The sequence below is a fragment of the Salinimonas chungwhensis DSM 16280 genome, from assembly GCF_000378185.1.
GTDB classification, from domain to species: domain Bacteria; phylum Pseudomonadota; class Gammaproteobacteria; order Enterobacterales; family Alteromonadaceae; genus Alteromonas; species Alteromonas chungwhensis.
Genome location: NZ_KB899388.1, coordinates 34,508 through 52,729 on the forward strand (window position 1 = coordinate 34,508; position 18,222 = coordinate 52,729).

14 protein-coding genes are annotated in these 18,222 nt (G+C 48.0%); 12 read left to right on the plus strand and 2 right to left on the minus strand.

Features of this window, described 5'->3' with window-relative positions:
- Positions 1-465 precede the first annotated feature (465 nt).
- The 11 genes from F458_RS0115710 (at position 466) to F458_RS0115760 (ending at position 13,999) form a co-directional block, all read left to right on the plus strand.
- Complete coding sequence (locus F458_RS0115710) at positions 466-3,453, plus strand: TonB-dependent receptor (RefSeq protein WP_018984390.1); 2,988 nt, start codon at positions 466-468, stop codon at positions 3,451-3,453.
- A 158-nt stretch (positions 3,454-3,611) separates the two neighbouring features.
- Complete coding sequence (locus tag F458_RS0115715; RefSeq protein ID WP_018984391.1) at positions 3,612-5,189, plus strand: tryptophan halogenase family protein; 1,578 nt, start codon at positions 3,612-3,614, stop codon at positions 5,187-5,189.
- A 12-nt stretch (positions 5,190-5,201) separates the two neighbouring features.
- On the plus strand, positions 5,202-5,906 hold the full coding sequence (locus F458_RS0115720; protein WP_018984392.1) for a SapC family protein: 705 nt from the start codon (positions 5,202-5,204) through the stop codon (positions 5,904-5,906).
- Positions 5,906-6,907, plus strand: a complete 1,002-nt coding sequence (locus F458_RS0115725) for a cupin-like domain-containing protein (protein WP_018984393.1) — start codon at positions 5,906-5,908, stop codon at positions 6,905-6,907. Before F458_RS0115720 ends, F458_RS0115725 begins: the two co-directional genes overlap by 1 nt.
- Positions 6,908-6,919: 12 nt before the next feature.
- The gene (locus F458_RS0115730) at positions 6,920-8,398 is read left to right on the plus strand and encodes a tryptophan halogenase family protein (RefSeq protein WP_018984394.1); all 1,479 of its coding nucleotides are present in this window, start codon (positions 6,920-6,922) and stop codon (positions 8,396-8,398) included.
- 32 nt (positions 8,399-8,430) lie between these two features.
- On the plus strand, positions 8,431-9,789 hold the full coding sequence (locus tag F458_RS0115735; protein WP_018984395.1) for a GH1 family beta-glucosidase: 1,359 nt from the start codon (positions 8,431-8,433) through the stop codon (positions 9,787-9,789).
- 16 nt (positions 9,790-9,805) lie between these two features.
- Positions 9,806-11,173 (plus strand): glycoside-pentoside-hexuronide (GPH):cation symporter, encoded by a 1,368-nt coding sequence (locus F458_RS0115740; RefSeq protein WP_018984396.1) that lies wholly within the window; start codon positions 9,806-9,808, stop codon positions 11,171-11,173.
- An 18-nt stretch (positions 11,174-11,191) separates the two neighbouring features.
- On the plus strand, positions 11,192-12,193 hold the full coding sequence (locus F458_RS0115745; protein WP_018984397.1) for a LacI family DNA-binding transcriptional regulator: 1,002 nt from the start codon (positions 11,192-11,194) through the stop codon (positions 12,191-12,193).
- Positions 12,194-12,547: 354 nt separating this feature from the next.
- Positions 12,548-12,823: a PepSY domain-containing protein gene (locus F458_RS0115750; RefSeq protein ID WP_018984398.1), complete on the plus strand. Its 276-nt coding sequence runs from the start codon at positions 12,548-12,550 to the stop codon at positions 12,821-12,823.
- A 2-nt stretch (positions 12,824-12,825) separates the two neighbouring features.
- Complete coding sequence (locus F458_RS0115755) at positions 12,826-13,356, plus strand: cytochrome b/b6 domain-containing protein (protein WP_018984399.1); 531 nt, start codon at positions 12,826-12,828, stop codon at positions 13,354-13,356.
- Positions 13,357-13,453: 97 nt separating this feature from the next.
- On the plus strand, positions 13,454-13,999 hold the full coding sequence (locus tag F458_RS0115760; protein WP_018984400.1) for a protein tyrosine phosphatase family protein: 546 nt from the start codon (positions 13,454-13,456) through the stop codon (positions 13,997-13,999).
- A gap of 63 nt (positions 14,000-14,062) precedes the next feature.
- Here F458_RS0115760 and F458_RS0115765 read toward each other — a convergent pair whose 3' ends face one another.
- The gene (locus F458_RS0115765; RefSeq protein WP_018984401.1) at positions 14,063-15,496 is read right to left on the minus strand and encodes an alpha-amylase family protein; all 1,434 of its coding nucleotides are present in this window, start codon (positions 15,494-15,496) and stop codon (positions 14,063-14,065) included.
- Between the two features lie 206 nt (positions 15,497-15,702).
- Positions 15,703-16,764, minus strand: a complete 1,062-nt coding sequence (locus tag F458_RS0115770) for an SDR family oxidoreductase (RefSeq protein WP_018984402.1) — start codon at positions 16,762-16,764, stop codon at positions 15,703-15,705.
- Between the two features lie 129 nt (positions 16,765-16,893).
- Between F458_RS0115770 and F458_RS0115775 the strand changes: the two genes are divergently transcribed.
- The gene (locus F458_RS0115775; RefSeq protein ID WP_018984403.1) at positions 16,894-17,850 is read left to right on the plus strand and encodes a LysR family transcriptional regulator; all 957 of its coding nucleotides are present in this window, start codon (positions 16,894-16,896) and stop codon (positions 17,848-17,850) included.
- Positions 17,851-18,222: the final 372 nt, after the last annotated feature.

Below are 18,222 nucleotides of genomic sequence, written 5' to 3' on the forward strand. Positions count from 1 at the left end.
ATGCAAGCGCTTACATTTTAATTCAATACCTACATAAGTAACAATTCAGTCCGTCCGCACACTAAATTTTAACGATGATTTAATGTAAGAGATAACGATAAACAGAGATTTTTACTATAGTTAAGCGATGTAAACACACACTGAAACGTACAAATGGCGAACAATTACAGTTTGTTTCTTACACATTTTTTAACATTTAGTATCAGTGATTTTTTGATTAACAACTTAAAAACACTTGCATTACAAGTTCGATATTCGTACATTACGCTGAAAGCGCTTACAGTTAGCTATATCAATTTTGTAAGCGCTTTCTTTTACCCTTGTCCGCAGACAGTATTGGTGGTGTGTATCGTTACCGAAGCAAATAGCTGGCAAGCGCCCGGGTTGATAGCACTTGTTGCAGGTCGCGAAGACCTGTAAGCGCTTACAAAATACGCGGATGTTGATAATAAGGCTGGGAAACACATGAAAACGACTACATTTAATAAAACGCGCCTTGCGACCTGTTTGTCGCTGGCGATGGGTGCAATGTTATCGCACCAGGTTGTGGCTCAGGAAGCACAAGCCGACGATCAGGAAATGGAAGCAGGTAACTTTGAAGTTATCGAAGTAAGCGGTATTCGCGAAAGTCTGACCAAGTCAATGCTGACGAAAAAAGCAGCATCAGGCGTGGTTGACGCTATCTCTGCTGAGGACATCGGCAAGTTCCCGGACACTAACCTGGCCGAGTCACTGCAGCGTATCACTGGTGTAGCCATCGACAGAAGCAATGGCGAAGGTAGCCGTATTACCGTGCGCGGTTTTGGCCCTGACTATAACCTTGTCACACTCAACGGCCGTCAAATGCCGGCGGCTAATATTGAAGCCACCAGTGCTTCTTCATCGCGTTCTTTTGACTTTGCCAACCTCGCCTCTGAGGGTGTTTCTGCGGTAGAAGTCTACAAAACCAGCCTGGCCTCACAGCCCACCGGTGGTATCGGTTCCACGGTTAACCTTGTAACTGCCAAGCCGTTAAGTAATCCAGGTTTGAAGGCCATCGTAGGTGCGAAAGGCGTCATCGATCGTTCCACAGAAACCGGTTCGACCGTTACCCCTGAGATCTCGGGTATCTTTAGCCAAACATTCAACGATGATACTTTCGGTATTCAGTTAACGGGTGCCTATCAGGATCGTGACGCCGGTGTAAACAGTGCCGAGACAGGTAATGGCTGGATTCCATTTAGAGGTGACAGTGGTGACTGGAACTCTCTGCCCCGCGATGGAAGTTTTGAAAACTATCCTGGCCCAAATGATGTGTATGCCATACCGCAAAACCTGGCCTATAACGTTGATGAGTTCCGTCGAACCCGTGTCAATGGTCAGCTGACATTGCAATATGCACCCACTGATGACTTAACCACTACACTTGACTACACGTATTCAGAACTGGAAACGCGTACAAAGCGTCAACAGTTATCTACCTGGTTCAATGGTGCTGCCGCTTACGGTGAGTACACCGAGGGCACAAACGAAGTTGGCTCAGTAGTCGGCCCGGTTATCTTTGCCGATCGCACAGGCGCTGGCGGAGAACCCGGCAGTGCAGGCGATATCGGTCTGGGCACCAGCGATTACGCCTCTTACAACGAAAATAAATCGCTTGGGTTTAATGTCGAGTGGTTAGCCACTGATAATTTAACCCTTGAGCTGGATTATCACGACTCTCAGGCAGAAGCAGGTCCGCAAGATAATCTGGGCAGCAATAATGTGATCAGCGGCGTGCAGTTTGATCGCGTTCTGACCGAAGTTGATTATTCTCAAGATTTCCCGGTAATGGATATTACCTACGCAGATGGTGTAGACGGCCTTAACCCCAGCCGCATGCTGACATCAGGTACGTCCTTTCGAAATAGCTACATGAAGTCAGATATCAGTCAGCTTCAGTTTCGTGGAAATTACTACTTTGATACAGGCGTGGTAACCAGTATCGACTTTGGCCTTTCAGGTATAGAAGTAACTAACCGGTCGGCCTATTCAGTTGCTCAGCGTGATACATGGGGTGGCTACGGTTCGCCGGAAGAATACCCGGATGACATATTTATCCAGAAAGACTTGCCGGGTAATTTCGATGATACTTTGGGAAGTAATGGCGAAGATCTTGAACCTTTCTATTACGCATCAAGCATGCAGGATTTCTTAAGTGCAATATCTGCGATTGCCGTGGCTAATGGCGATAACCTTGGCCCTTGTGGTACTGAGCTTTGCATGGACCCGAACTATCAGGTCGACAGAACCGTTGAAGAAAAACAGTGGGCAGCTTACGCGCAGGCAAATATGCAATTCGAGATAAGCGACATGCCAGCCTGGCTATCTGTCGGATTGCGCTACGAGGACACTTCGGTTGACTCTACTGCACAGGTCCCGCGAATCACCGGGCTGGCCTGGGCAGGCGCCAACGAATTTACCGTCCTGGATGAAGGCTATACCAATACCAGTCTTGAAGGCGGTTATGAGCACTTACTGCCTTCCGTTGACTTTAAGATGGAGGTTAAAGAGGACTGGTTTGTTCGTGCATCCTATAGCCAAACAATTACCCGACCTGGCTATGGAGACATCCAGGGTGGCCTGACGGTGAATCAACTTGCCCGCCAGCAGGAAGGAACCGGTACAGCCGGTAACCCAAACTTAGACCCGTTTGAATCGACGAACATCGATTTAGCCACAGAATATTATTACGGCGAAGGTAGCTATGTGTCCGTCGCTTACTTTGATAAAGAAGTAGAAAACTTTATCGGTCAGGATTCTTATACCGACACATTGTTTGATATTGCGACTCCTTTTGGTGGTCCACGTTATCAAGAGGCAGTAGATGCACTGGGTGCAAATGCCGGTAATGATGTTATTCGTCAGTATTTCTTAGACCAGGGCTATGTTGATGCCAATGGTCAGATTGTTGGTATCGACGGCGAAGATCCATTATTGCCAATTCGCATTAATCAGGCTGTTAATTCAGATGAAAAGCGTTCAATTGATGGTTGGGAATTTGCTGTACAACATATCTTTGATGACACGGGCTTCGGGGTAATTTTAAACTACACCATGGTTGACGGCGACGTTGAATATGATAATTACAGCCGAGAAACGCAGTTTGTTCTGCTGGGATTAAGTGATACGGCCAACGCTGTTTTATTCTATGAGAATGAAAAGTGGGAAGCACGGGCAGCATGGAACTGGCGTGACAAATTCCTGACTGCTACTGCAGACGGGAATGGCCTGGCCAACCCAATTTACAACGAAGCGTATGACCAGTTGGATGTGAACGTGCGTTATCAGGTAAACGAAGATTTAGAAGTTTTCGTGGAAGGGATAAATGTAACAGGCGAGTACCAACGTACCCATGGCCGCCATCCAAACATGTTGATTGGCATCTATGACGTGGAGCCTCGTTATAACATTGGTGCACGTTATATTTTCTAAAGCTTAGTGCTTAACTTAGCCGGACTTGGGAACGCTGTTGTAGGGATACAGCAGCGTTCTTTTATTAAAGACGGGTAAGGTTTAGCATTTTGATCAACGTTAAACACTTTTCTTTTGATACTATCCGTTCGATATAATGACGAAAAAACAGTGGTGAAATGAAAAAAGTGAATCCTCAAAGTACAACATCCGTAAATTCGATTGTAATTGCTGGTGGTGGAACTGCTGGATGGCTTACTGCTGCAATCATCGCTGCCGAGAATGATGTCATTAACAATCCAAACCTTGAAGTGACCCTTGTAGAGTCACCTGAAGTGCATATATTAGGCGTCGGAGAAGGTACCTGGCCCACTATGCGAGATACGCTGCGGCGCATAGGTGTAGATGAACGGGAATTTCTACTTGAATGCAATGTCTCTTTCAAACAGGGCACCTGTTTCAACAATTGGCGCAACAACGAACCTGATGACACCTACTATCATCCCTTTGACCTGCCGGTAGGTTTTTTTGAGGCCGACGTGACTGCCTGGTGGCAGCAACGAGCGTCACAGATACCTTTCGCAAGCTTATTTTCTACCCAGGTGGATTTGTGCCGACAATCTAAGGCACCTAAACAACTGAAAACTCCTCCTTTCGCAGCTGTTGCAAATTATGGTTATCATCTCGATGCATCCAAATTTGCAGATTTTCTAAAGCGACACTGTATTGAAAAGCTGGGAATAATCCACGTACTTGAACACATTGAACAAGTAGAAACCGACCAGAATAATTTCATTAGAGGGTTAAGGGGTAAGCAACAATATATTTCTGGTCAACTATTTATTGATTGTACTGGGTTTGCAGCAAAGCTTATTGGAGAACACTATAAGAGTGATCTTCACCGAGTCGATGATATTCTCAAGAACAATACAGCGTTGGCTGCGCAGGCGTCCTATCTTCGTAGTGACGCCCCCATTGCCTCTACAACCCTTTCCACTGCACAGCCCCATGGTTGGATTTGGGATATCGGACTGCCAACGCGCAAAGGTGTGGGGTACGTTCATAGCGCAGAGCATTGTGATATAAACCAGGCAGCTGATACTTTATTGCGGTATCTGAACAATGATAAGACCACGGAATCTGTCAGCTCTGACCAATTACGCGAAATACGGTTTACACCTGGCTATCGAAAACAAAGCTGGGTAAAAAATTGCGTTGCTATTGGCACCTCAGCCGGTTTCCTGGAACCCCTAGAGGCCTCGGCACTCGTTATGATCGAGTTAGCCGCTCGCCACGTTGCCAATCAATTACCCGCGACAATGTCTACGATCGAAGCGGCATCACGTCACTACAACCACACGTTCGAGGCAAAGTGGCAAAGAATTATCGACTTTCTTAAATTGCATTATGTTTTAAGTAAGCGGGAAGACAGTGATTACTGGCGGGACATGCGCGATATGAGCACCGCTTCATCACAACTCTATGACTGGCTGATGCAGTGGCAACAACGCCCTGTTTCCCAATATGACTTTATGTATAGCGATGAAATATTTCCCATGGCAAGCTATCAGTATATCTTGTGTGGGATGGGCTTTGCGTCGGGCGCCGTGCCACATCTTGCGTCTCACGAAAATGAAAAAATCGCTCATTTTTTAAAAACCAATGAGCGACGAAAAAAACAACAAAACGACGGTTTACTGTCAAACCGTGCATATATTGATGCACTTAAAATATCAGCATCACAGACTGTTCGCTGAGCGGAGCTATTAATGCCACATCATGTTTTATTAAATAATGTCGATCACAAGCACCTTAAGGTTCGCGAGTCATATGGCGAACAGCACGGCCATAATGTTATGTGCGTGCCGGTTTATCCTGTAGAAGCTCGTCATGCCCAGGCACATTATCCACTGATGTTCGCTAAAAATCCGGATGGTGCATTTCAGCTTGTAGCGCTACTGGGATTTGAAAACGGCGAGAATCTTTACATTGAAAACCATCAATGGCGTGCAAGCTACAAACCCCTTGTTGTGGAAAAAGGCCCTTTTTTAATTGGTCGTCATCAAAGTGATGAGTCTACTCTTTCAATCCATATAGATATGGATGATTCACGCATTAACGAACATGAAGGTCAGCCTATTTTTCTGCCACATGGTGGCAATACCGATTACATCGATAATATAGCCAACGTGCTGAGCACGTTACACCAAAGCCTGGACAAGCATGATCAGTTTATAGAGCGCTGCAGTGCCTTATCGCTCATAGAGTCTTTTGTTTTGGATGTAGACCTCAATCAGGATGAGACTCATCGCTTAGCGGGTTTCTACACGATTAACGAAGAGGTGCTTAGGAGTCTGACTGGCGATGAAATCGCTGAGCTTCAGACACATGGTGATTTAGAGGTAATTTATATGATGCTTGCCTCAATGTCACAACTGTCGACACTTATTCGCAAGAAAAAAGCGACATTGTAATGAGACCGGTACCCTCTGTTCCCTGCCCTGCTGATAACCAGTTACTGCAAACCCTGCGCGGGTTTCATGAGCCACGGGTAATGCGCGGGCTGGTGGCGCACTGGCCGGTGGTTAAAGCGGCAACGCAATCAAACCAGGCGTTGGTTAACTACCTCAGTCAGTTTGATAAAGGTATGGTTGTAGACTGTTTGCATCTGGCAGCAAAACATCAGGGCCGGATGTTCTACAATGAACAGATGAACGGCTTTAATTTTACCCGTCAGCGTCAGCCATTCATGGCGGCGCTGAATATGTTACTTGAACGCCAGGATTCGCCCGACGCGGACTCGCTTTATGTGGGTTCAACCAGTATCGATAGTTGCTTACCCGGGTTCACCCATGAAAACCCTATCCCGCTTGACGAGGCTGAGCCGTTGGCCACGCTTTGGATAGGCAACAAAAGCCGTATTGCGGCACATTATGATGCACCGGATAACCTGATTTGCGTCACCGCAGGGCGCCGTAAAGTGACATTATTCCCGCCCGCTGAGGTGGAAAATCTGTATGTCGGCCCACTGCACTTTACCCCGGCCGGCCAGGCTGTCAGTCTGGTAGATTTCCACGCCCCTGATTATGACAAGTTCCCCCGCTTTAAAGAGGCCCTGGATAATGCATTTACGGTGGAGCTGGAGCCTGGCGATGCACTACTTATCCCGTCAATGTGGTGGCACCATATTGAAGGCCAGCAGAGCCTCAATATGCTCGTGAACTTTTGGTGGCGAGATGCACCAAGTCATTTGGGGCGAGCTGAAAATGCGTTGTATCACGCACTATTGTCATTAAGCCAGTTACCCGATAAAGAACGACAGGCATGGCAATCGATGTTTGATTTTTATGTGTTTGGCCAGGACAGCCAGCGTTTTGAGCATATTCCCGAGGCTATGAAAGGGCCGTTGGGTGAGCAAAGTGAAACTACCCAGCGCCAGTTCCGAGCCTGGCTGGCCAATCACTTAAAGCAGTAAAAGGTGACTACGATGAAGCAGGACAATAGAAAAACACGCGTGGTAATCGCCGGTGGCGGCACTGCCGGCTGGATGGCAGCAGCTGCCCTCACGCGGGTTTTAAAAAACAATGTTGATGTCACGCTGATAGAAAGCTCTGATATCGGTACAGTGGGTGTCGGAGAAGCCACTATTCCGACGCTGGTCTTTTTTCATAAGCTGTTGAAGATCAGTGAACAGGATTTTATGGCGCAGACGAATGCCACTTACAAGCTGGGCATTAATTTTGAGAACTGGAAAGATCTCGACCACACTTACCTGCATGCATTTGGCGTTACCGGCAAAGATTGTTGGGCTGCCGGCTTTCAACATTTTTGGCTCAGGGGGCTAAAAGAAGGCTTAAGCGGGGATTTTGGCGATTACTGTCTGGAACGACAGGCGGCCGAAGCTAATAAGTTTGCCCATCTGCCCAATAACGGGCTTAACTACGCCTACCACATTGATGCCACCAGCTACGCCAAATTTTTGCGGCAATTGTCAGAAAAAGAAGGCCTGACCAGAATCGATGCTAAAATCGACAAGGTCAATCTGCGCGCTGCTGATGGCTTTATTGAAAGCCTGGATCTGGATAATGGTCAGCATATCGAAGGTGACTTTTTCATTGATTGCACCGGCTTTAAGGGACTGTTAATTGAAAAAGCCATGCATACCGGGTATGAAGACTGGTCTCACTGGCTGCCCTGTGACAGTGCCGTAGCGGTGCAAACTGAAACTACCAGCGCGCCGCTACCCTATACGCGTTGTATCGCTCACGAGGCCGGTTGGCAATGGCGTATTCCATTGCGACATCGGGTAGGCAACGGCATGGTTTATTGCAGTCAGTATCAGTCTGATGATGAAACCATCGATAAGCTGCTGCATAATGTTGAAGGTAATCCGCTTAATGATCCCAGGGTTATTCATTTCAGAACAGGCCGACGACGCAAACAGTGGAACCGTAACTGCCTTGCTTTAGGACTTGCCAGCGGCTTTCTGGAGCCATTGGAATCGACCAGTATTCATTTAATTCAACAGGGCATCGTGCGCTTTTTACGGATGTTCCCAACCAATGGCGTGGTGCAGGAAGACATAAATGAGTTCAATACTCAGGCTGACTTTGATATCGAGCATATTCGCGATTTCATTATTCTGCATTATCATGTGACCAACCGCACGGATACGCCGTTTTGGCGTCATTGCCGGCAAATGGATGTGCCCGAATCACTGCGCCACAGAATTGATCTGTTCGTTAAAACTGGTCGTGTTTTTCGTGAAGGCAGTGAGTTGTTTGACGATTCCTGGCAACAGGTCATGATAGGCCAGGGACTGATGCCTCAGGCTTATCATCCTATTGTCAATACCATGAGCCGTGATGAACTACAGGCACTGCTGAATCAGGTCACTACGCAAATTAGCCGGACCGTCAATAAGCTGCCGCCCCATGAAGAATATCTCAAGCGGTTTTGCCAGTAGCCAGCGCTCAGGAAGTATTTACAGAGAGTAACATGAAATTAGTTGTGCCTGAGGGCTCAGTCTTCAAATCACCAGATTTTACCGTCGGCGTGGCCACTTCATCATTTCAGATTGAAGGGGCAGCAGAAAGCCGGGAAGCATCGATTTGGGACACATTTTGTCAACAACCCGGTGCGATTGCTGATAACAGCGATGGGACAGTCGCCTGCGATCACATTAATCGCTGGCATGAGGATTTATCCCTGATTGCTTCACTTAACGTGGATGCCTATCGCTTTTCAGTCAGCTGGCCGCGTATCATGCGCGCCGATGGCAGCGTTAACCAGCAAGGTATCGATTTTTACATTGGTATTCTGGATTTTTTGCACGCCCACAACATTCGGGCTTATGTGACCCTTTATCACTGGGATTTGCCGCAGTACCTTGAAGATCGCGGCGGCTGGCTTAACCGCGAGACTGCCTATGAATTTGCCCGCTACACAGAGGTTGTGACAAAGGCCTTCGGCGATCGGGTGTATTCTTACGCAACCCTCAACGAGCCATTTTGCAGTGCATACTTGGGCTACGAAATCGGGGTGCACGCGCCCGGCAAAGCCGAGCGTGCTTACGGGAAAAAAGCAATTCATCATCTGTTACTGGCCCATGGGCTGGCCATGCCCGTTATAAGGCGTCTGGCCCCCTCAGCACAGGCTGGAATTGTATTAAATTTCACCCCCTACTATCCTGCCAGCGCAGCAGACGCCGATGCAGCTGCAACGGCGCTGGCTCATGCACATCACACTGACTGGTATATTCAGCCATTGCTAACTGCGCAATACCCGGCGCTTCTTGACGACCTGCCAGAGATTGAACGGCCGGACATTCTACCCGGTGATATGCAAATTATCAGTGCTGCTAATGATTATCTGGGGGTGAATTACTATACCCGGGCCCGGGTCTGTTATGACCAGACACATGGTTTTCGCCGGTTAGAGGCGCCGAGCAACAGCCCCACATCAGCAATGGGATGGGAAGTGTTTCCGCAGGGTCTGACAGATTTGCTAATACGGCTGCATGAAGACTATGTGTTACCACCGGTACTGATTACCGAAAACGGCATGGCTTGTGATGATACATTGATTGATGGCAAAGTAGCTGACTACCAGCGCATTGCTTATTTGCAAGCGCATATGGATGCGGTAAATAATGCAGCAGTAGCCGGCGTGAATATTACGGGCTATTTTGTATGGAGCCTGCTGGATAATTTTGAATGGGCACTGGGCTACACAAAGCGGTTCGGCATTGTGTATGTCGACTACGACTCCCAACAACGTTTCTTAAAACAAAGTGCAATTGCATTACAGGCAATGCTTGCCGAGCGATGTATTTACACAGCGGTACAGGAAGAATAACGGCGGTATGTCTTAAATGGTAAGTGCGCGCGAAAAAATCGCATACGGACTGGGTGACACTGCCAGCAATTTTATTTTTCAGTCTGTCATGCTGTTTTTAACGTTTTACTACACCGATGTGGTGGGCATTCCCGCAGCAGCGGTAGGTACCATGTTTCTGGTCATTCGTATCATGGACGCGGTAACCGATCCGTTAATGGGCTCTTTGGCGGATACCACGCGCACTAAGTGGGGCGCTTACCGGCCTTACCTGGCCTGGCTGGCGCTGCCATTTGCGCTTACCAGCGTACTGGCGTTTACCTCCCCCTCTACCTTCACTGCCAGCGGTAAACTCATTTACGCATATATTACTTATGCCTTACTGATGCTGACATACACGGCTATCAATATTCCCTACTCCGCGCTTGGAGGCGTAATGAGCGCCCAGGCCAGCGAGCGTATCTCCATTCAGGCTTACCGGTTTGTATTTGCGATGATCGGGGGGCTGATTGTAACTGCATTTATGCTGCCCCTGGTAGATTTATTAGGTCAGGGGGATACCGCACGGGGTTATCAGCTTACCATGCTGGTTATGGGCACAGTTGGTATGGTGCTGTTTCTGGTGTGCTTTGCAGGTACTCGAGAACGGGTTAAGCCGGCCGAATCGAACATGCCTTCCATAACCCGACAAATGCGTATTCTGTGGTGTAATGACCAGTGCCGGATTTTATGTACAGTCGCAATGCTGGTCGTCACAGGGGTAGCGCTGCGTAACACGATGGCTATTTATTATGTGAAGTATTCCCTGGGATTGCCTGAACTGGTCACGCCGTTTATTACCGCGGGCATGCTTGGCAGTATTGTTGGTTGCGCACTGGCTATAAAATGCAGCCAGAAAATAGGTAAAGTCAGGTTATATATCTGGCTGCAAATAACCAGTGCCCTGATTTGTCTGTCTAATTTCTTTATTCCGTTGGATGCTCCCTACCAGGCTATTGCGCTGCAATTTATCTGGGGGCTTGTTTTTCAAATGTCGACACCATTGCTCTGGGCTAAAATTGCCGACGTAGTGGATTACGGTGAGTATAAAACAGGGGTACGAATGACAGGCGTAACCTATTCAACGGTAGTATTTTTTATAAAAGTAGGGTTAGCTACCGGCGGTGCGCTGGCGGGTTGGTTATTAGCGTTGTACAACTATCAGCCGGGGATCGCCCATCCTGAGGTAGCAAATGGCATCCTGGTTTCATTCTGCCTCGGTCCGGCCCTGGCTTCCTTTGCGGTGGCCTATCTGATGCGAGGCTACGCGCTGGATAATGCTCGTTTAGATCAAATTCAGCAGGCACTGGCATCCAGTACCCACTCTCCCTACCCCGAACACCCGGTTACTGCAAACCGCGAATAACATGCTGGACAGGACATTATGGTTACAATAAAACAGGTAAGTGAAAAAGCAGGTGTTTCATCAGCAACAGTATCAAGGGTCATCAATAACACTGACACCGTTAAGGAAAAAACGCGTCAGCTCGTTCTCAGCGCAATGGAGGAGCTGGGCTATCGGCATAATGTCATAGCAGCTTCACTGGCTTCCAATAAAACCAATACCATCGGCTATGTGGTGCCGGAACTTCACGGTTCTTTTTTTGGCGCCATGGTTGCAGGTTCAGAGCATGTGTTGCGCAAAGCAAACAAGCATATGTTTGTGGTGGCCGGGCACAGTGACGATAAACTGGAAAGAGCCGAAATTGATGCGCTGCTAAGTCGGCGTTGCGATGCGTTGATTTTACATGTGGAAGCAGTCAGTGATGACTACCTTATTCAGCTGGCGCGACAAAAAGTCCCTCTGGTAATTGTTAACCGTTATATTGAGGAGATCGGTGAAAAATGTATCAGCCTGAATAACACCCTGGGTGGTTATCTGGCTACCCGGCATCTTATCGATCAGGGTCATGCCGCGATAGCCTATGCTGCCGGCGCGCTATTTAAGGCCGATGGTATTAACCGTCTCAACGGACATAAGCAGGCATTAGAAGAAGCGCACATTCCACTGGATGAAAATTTAATAGTGGAAGGTAACTTTCAGGCCCAATCAGGTGAAGCATGTGTGGCCGAATTAGCCAGACGCCAGGCTCACTATACAGCGATTGCCTGCGGTAACGATGAGATGGCCACCGGCGCGATTAACGCACTCAGAGAGCAGGGCCGTAATGTACCTGAAGATGTATCAGTGATTGGTTTTGATAACATCGACTATGCCAGCTATTTAACACCGAAACTGACCACGATTGATTACCCGGTGCGTGAGATTGGTGAAATGGCTGCACGCTGGATCCTGAATCAGGCGTACGGTGATAAACACCAGTCTTTAACACATATTCTTTCACCTGAGCTTATTGTTAGAGGCACAACCCGCCCCCACGCCTGACGCGCGCAGAATCGTTGCGTACAAATTTCATCTGTTTATTAAAAAGCCAGTAAAAGCAATTCGCGTCGTTTTCACTGGCCTTGAGCAGAAAACTGTGGCAAAACATTATGTTAAAGTCGTAAATTGAAGCGCTTTACTATTGGATCTCGAAGTCGTTTTCTTGCAAAAAAGGTTTACTTGGAAATGCGGTGATCCATGACACCGTAGCGCACTATCAAAACATATAGGATTTTGTTTTCCAGCAGGTTAAAAGTCAGAGGCTTAACTACTTATCCCCGACGAATTCCCTGTGGCTAGCGGCGCAACAGACAGACTTTGCGTCTTAATCGACAAACTGAAAATAAGGACTACACAATGAAAAAATTATGTTCATTAGCACTCATTGGTGCAGCAGTGACGCTTGGTGGATGTGGCGTAAGCTCTGATCCGCAATGCACCACACAGGCAAAAGAGACCTGGATGGATGAGAACGAATTCCAGAACCAGTTGAAAAATGAAGGCTACACCATCGATAAGTTTGAAGTAACCGACGGCCAGTGTTACGAGATATATGGCAAAGATTCCAACGGCCAGAATGTTGAAATCTACTTTAACCCGGTTAATGGTGAAGTGGTTAAAGAGGAAAATTAATTGTGTCTGAGCAAAGAGTCTATGTCTGGGGCTGGTTAGTACGTGTAGTTCATTGGTTACTCGTCATACTCTTTGCGTTAAATTACTTTGTGCTATCACCGGGCGGCGACAATCATCAGTGGATCGGTTATGCCGCGTTATCCTGTGTGGTTGTTCGTTGTTGGTATGGGTTTATCAGCAACGGCTACGCCCGGTTTTCAATTTCTGCTTTACGCAAAACTGAATTCAAAAAGCATTTTGCGCATTTGAAACAGCGACATATCCCTGCCAAAACAGGCCACAACCCGCTGGGCTGGATGATGGTCTATGCGGTATTCACAGCGTTCGTAGTGTTGGCCACCACCGGTTTTCTACTCAAAGAAACAGATTACTTTTTCGGCAGCAGTGAGCTGGAGTGGATACATGCTGTTACCGCCGACGTTTTATTTGTGATGGTGTGCATTCATATAGCGGCTGTGCTTATCACCAGCATTGTAGGAAAACGGAACCTTATCTACGCCATGGTCACCGGATACAGGGAGAAGAATCGTTAAGCATGTTGTGTTTGGTCATATCTGGATACATTTATGATTAGTACTTCCCCGGGATGATGGCTATAGTAAAAAATTCTACGTCACTCAGGCAGATTCCATGAGATATATAAACCAACTGCTGTGTTTTCTGATTGCGCTGACCATTGCCACTGTAGCGACAGCACACGGCGATCACGATAGCCATCAAGATATGCAGGTAGCGGATACGCTGGATACGCTGGAAAACTATCGCACTGATAGCGATGATATGATGAGCTCAGGTCTCCCTTCCGAACAACAGTTCAGACTATTAAAAGACAAGGGCGTACGCACGGTTATCGATCTTATTCCCGGTGACAGAAGTGATGAGCAAGCGCTGGTGTCAACGCTGGGAATGACTTATCACAATGTACCCGTAGACTGGCAAAACCCTACGATAAACGATTTTTCTGCGTATGTTGAATCTATGGATTCTGCACGTTCGCAGCCAGGTATTGTGTTAACCCACTGCCGCAAAAACTGGCGGGGTGCCGTATTTACTTACCTTTATCAGGTCACGCAACAAGATGTTCCTGATGAAACTGCCAGAAAAGCGCTGGTACAAACCTGGCAGCCCAATGAAACTTGGCAAGCTTTTATCAACGATGTGAAAGCGGCCTACTGAGCATCATGCTGCCCGCGCGAAACGATCCGCCGGGCAGTGCCTGAAAAAGAAAAACTAATACTATTATTCCATCAGCCACATTCTCGCGCTGCGTCCCGGCAGGTAAAAATTGTGCCACTGGCTTGATATATATTGTACATCGGATGACAGAGTATCCTGATAGTTTCGATACCACCATAATCCTTCAGCAGAGGTGTCTACCCACACATCCTGCCCCGTATCACATTTATTAATACCGACAACCCCGACATGTTCGCGCTTAAACAGCAAAAAGCAGTCATTGTAATTAATCACCTCCATGCTACGGCCCTGCGTCTCATTGTGAAATGAGATCATGCCTTCTATATCATCGCGCTTGTACAGATCCTGCCAGCGACCATCACCGCTCTCGTTATGGTCAGAATATAACAGCGGAGACCCACCGTCGCGGCCCAATACGTAAGCATTGGCCAGCGCCTCATCAGCAGCATCTAATAACTGATACCGGAACCCGTCATTCAACGGTATATCATGGGTCACACTAAAGGTAACGGCCTGATCACCGGGTAGCGCCTGCCCATAGGCACCTGGATCCACAAGCGCTGTCATAGAACCACCAAATCCAAAAGCATTTCTTATCTGTGCAAAGAGTGGAAAGTCATAGGCATCATGGCCGGTCTGGCTGATATAGGGGGCCAGGAATTTATCATATTCAGCACTTCCTGCGCCGCCAGTGGTAATGATTTCGCCAAACACATGTGTGCCTTGCTTAATATTCTCATCAAATACCTGATTAATATGATAATTGGTCATATGTTTGGCGGCATCAACACGAAAGCCGGTAACACCAAAATCTTTCAGCGCTTGGAGATACTGTTTCTGTTTCTCGACGACCCAATTGTTAGGGTCAAGGTCTGGCAGACCCGGGTCCGGCGCCGCGCCGCATAAACGGTTATACTGCACATCCCCGACGTTGGAATAGTCACTGATACATTGTGGTCCCTGCGGATCGTAGGTGCCATGAAAATCATTACCGCTGAACAACCCATTTCGTACATCGCCAAATAAAGTGATGCGGTCATAATAAGATTGACGGGAAGCATACTCATCCAGCACCGCCACGCCGGGGTAATTCAAGTCACTGCGTTGCGAGGCTTCGTTAGCCATATGGTTAAACACAATGTCGGCGTAGGTCTCTACCCCCTGTGCTTCCAGCGCAGCAACCATTGCTTTAAAGTCGTCAGTATCGCCCAGCGGATTGTCTATAACACGATAATCCTGTGGCTGATAACGAGCCCACCATTGACTGCCAGTGGACTTATAGGCGGGCGATACCAACACCTTTTTGTATCCTAATGCAGCGATTTCCTCTGCTTTTTCGGCAACGTCGTCATACTGCCAGTTGAACGCATGCAATATGACATCTGCCTGAGCCTGAGAAACCAGCATAACCCCTGTCAGAGCAGCCCCGGTTAATGAGCGACGAAATATGCCCTGGGATAATGACCTGTTTTGCATAATGACCTCTTTTCACGAATGAAACATTATATTTACATTTGACTGTCATCTTATAAACATTATGCATACGTATTCATACATGCATCTAGCCGGTTACAAAAAAGCCTCGCTGCAGCGAGGCTTAAAAAGTCCACTCTTTGATTTGACTCTGGTTACACGTGTCATTCTCGTCTATATGACCGTTGACAGCGCGCTACGTTACGCTTCTATCCGGGAATTATCTTCTCCACCCGCAAGCGGTCGAACAAGTCAAAAAAGGCTGCACGGGTTTCGCGAAAGTCACTAAAGCCAAAATCCCGTGATTTGGTGACATCATTGACACATTCCTGCTCACGGCCGAGATCAGCATCGGTGTGCCACCAGGATGCAAGCTTTTCAACATCCGGCTCAACAAGATTATGCTTTTTGGCAATATCTCGCCATATAGATTGAGCATCGGTCATCTGCTCGTCGAGCGGTTGCGGCGTCTCTGGGCAGTCCGGCACGTCAAGACCAAAATACTCACCAATTTCTTGCCACATGCGGCGCCAGCGAAATGAATCGCCATTCACGGTATTAAAAGCCTGATTGGCTGCGCCGGGCGTTGTCGCCGCCCACTCCATCTGCCGGGCTAACAGCAATGCATCGGTCATATCGGTAAGCGCATTCCACTGGGTTTGTGAACCCGGAAATATAAATGGCTTGCCGGTAGCCTTACAAATGGAGGCATAGACAGCAATCGTCGTCCCCATGTTCATAGCGTTGCCCCGCGCATAACCGATAACGGTGTGGGGCCGATGTACGTTCCAGGAAAAATGATGACGCCTGGCCGCTTCGAACAGGACATCTTCCAGGGCATAGTAAAAATTGTCGCCAGGCACACGAGGCTCGGATTCGCGAAATGGCGTCTCGATTTTTCCACTTCCGTAGGCATCGAAGGATCCTAGATACTGTTTGGTGCCTGTCACCAGTGATGCGTGAACTAGCTCATCGGCATTAAGCGCATTGAACAGGTTGTTCATCATTGCGCTGTTAGCCTCAACGTTTGCTTTCTCGCTGTCACGCTTTATCCATGTGCAGTAAAAAACGTGAGTGACCGACACGTCGGCAAGTGCCTTGTGCGTTTGCTCTTTGTCTAATAAATCAGCGACCACAGGGATTACACCGGGTTCTTCAGTACCGCTGCGCGACAAGCCGTATACACTCCACCCGCTTGCAACCAGATATTTGGCAAGATTTCCGCCGGTTAAGCCGGTAGCGCCAACTACCAGTGCTGTACCTTTTCGCATATTATGTCTCCCTCAAAGTTGAAAGTGGCCCAGACCGAGAGACTGGAACCGATAAGCAAAGTGTAAAGATGCTCGAGAGTTGCTACAATCGTAATTATCACAAATGTTTATTGCACAGAGCGCAACTTAATGGATTTCAGTTCGTTAGACCTAAACGCTTTGCGAGTGTTCGAGCGGGTCGCTGCTACTGGCAGTTTCACCGCAGCCGCGCGTCACTTTCACCGGGCGGTATCTTCTGTTTCACGCCAGATTGCAGGCCTGGAAGAATCAATTGGTCAGCCATTACTGTATCGCCACACCCGCGCAGTCGCCCTGACCGAGGCGGGATGGCGATACTATGAAGAAGTACGCGAAATCCTGGAGCGACTTGACCTGGCCACCGAAGCACTCGCTTATCCAGACCGGGAACCTAGTGGAGTTTTGCGCATCAATGCCCCGGCAGCATTTGGTCAGCGTCAAATCGTCCCGTTGCTACACGAATTCCAGAATCGTTACCCGGGAATCAGTGCAGAATTGCTGCTAAGCGACCAGATCATCGACCCAATGCGTGAAGGTCACGACATTACCTTTCGCGTCGGTGATCTGGCCGATTCATCGCTTATCGGGCGGCGCCTTGCGCCGATGAATTATGTGGTTGCCGCAGCACCGCACTATCTGTCTGACCATAGTGAGCCTGTTACGCCAGATGATTTAGATAATCATAATTGCTTACTCTATCAGGGTGAAATGGGCCGGCAGCGCTGGTACTTTCAAGCGCCAGCGGATAATGAATCGACGCCATTCGAGGTTACCGGCAATCTGTATAGCAACGACCCAGAGAGCCTGGTCAGAGCCGCGTTACTTGGCCAGGGATTAGTACTGTTCCCAACCTGGCTAATTGCCGGAGAATTGGCGGCCGGCACGTTGGTGCCAGTGCTGGAAGACTGGCGGGCCGAGGTCGTAGATGGCCACCGCGATCTTTACGTGCTTACGCCGCAGCGCCGGCTTGGCGTACGCAAAGTGAGTACATTTATACAATACCTGTTTGACGCACTGTCACCGCACCCTCCCTGGGATTGCTGGCGAAAGAGAAAAAGAACCGGCTAACATCACTGACAATCAATGCAAATTGTGCATAAATAACTATGCGGCGATGGCTGCTTTAACCATAGGTAGTCTCTGTACTTAACATACTATGCTCCGGGCTGATATACGACTTAACGCAGAGGTGGCGTTTTAGATTAGTCATCAATTTACCATTACCGTCATACGAACCGCTTTTTAGCAATGTATGTACCGAAGGGCTAAAAAATGACAATAACGAACACTGAATAATCAGCTTTCTGCTTTTTTACACCTCGTGCGTAAAGCGACTTCGAAAATTATAGGCTGATATGTTACGAAGTAGTCGGATAACCTGTTCGGCAAATTAAAAATAAGACGGCTGTGAATACAAATAAAAAAAGCCGCATCGAATGC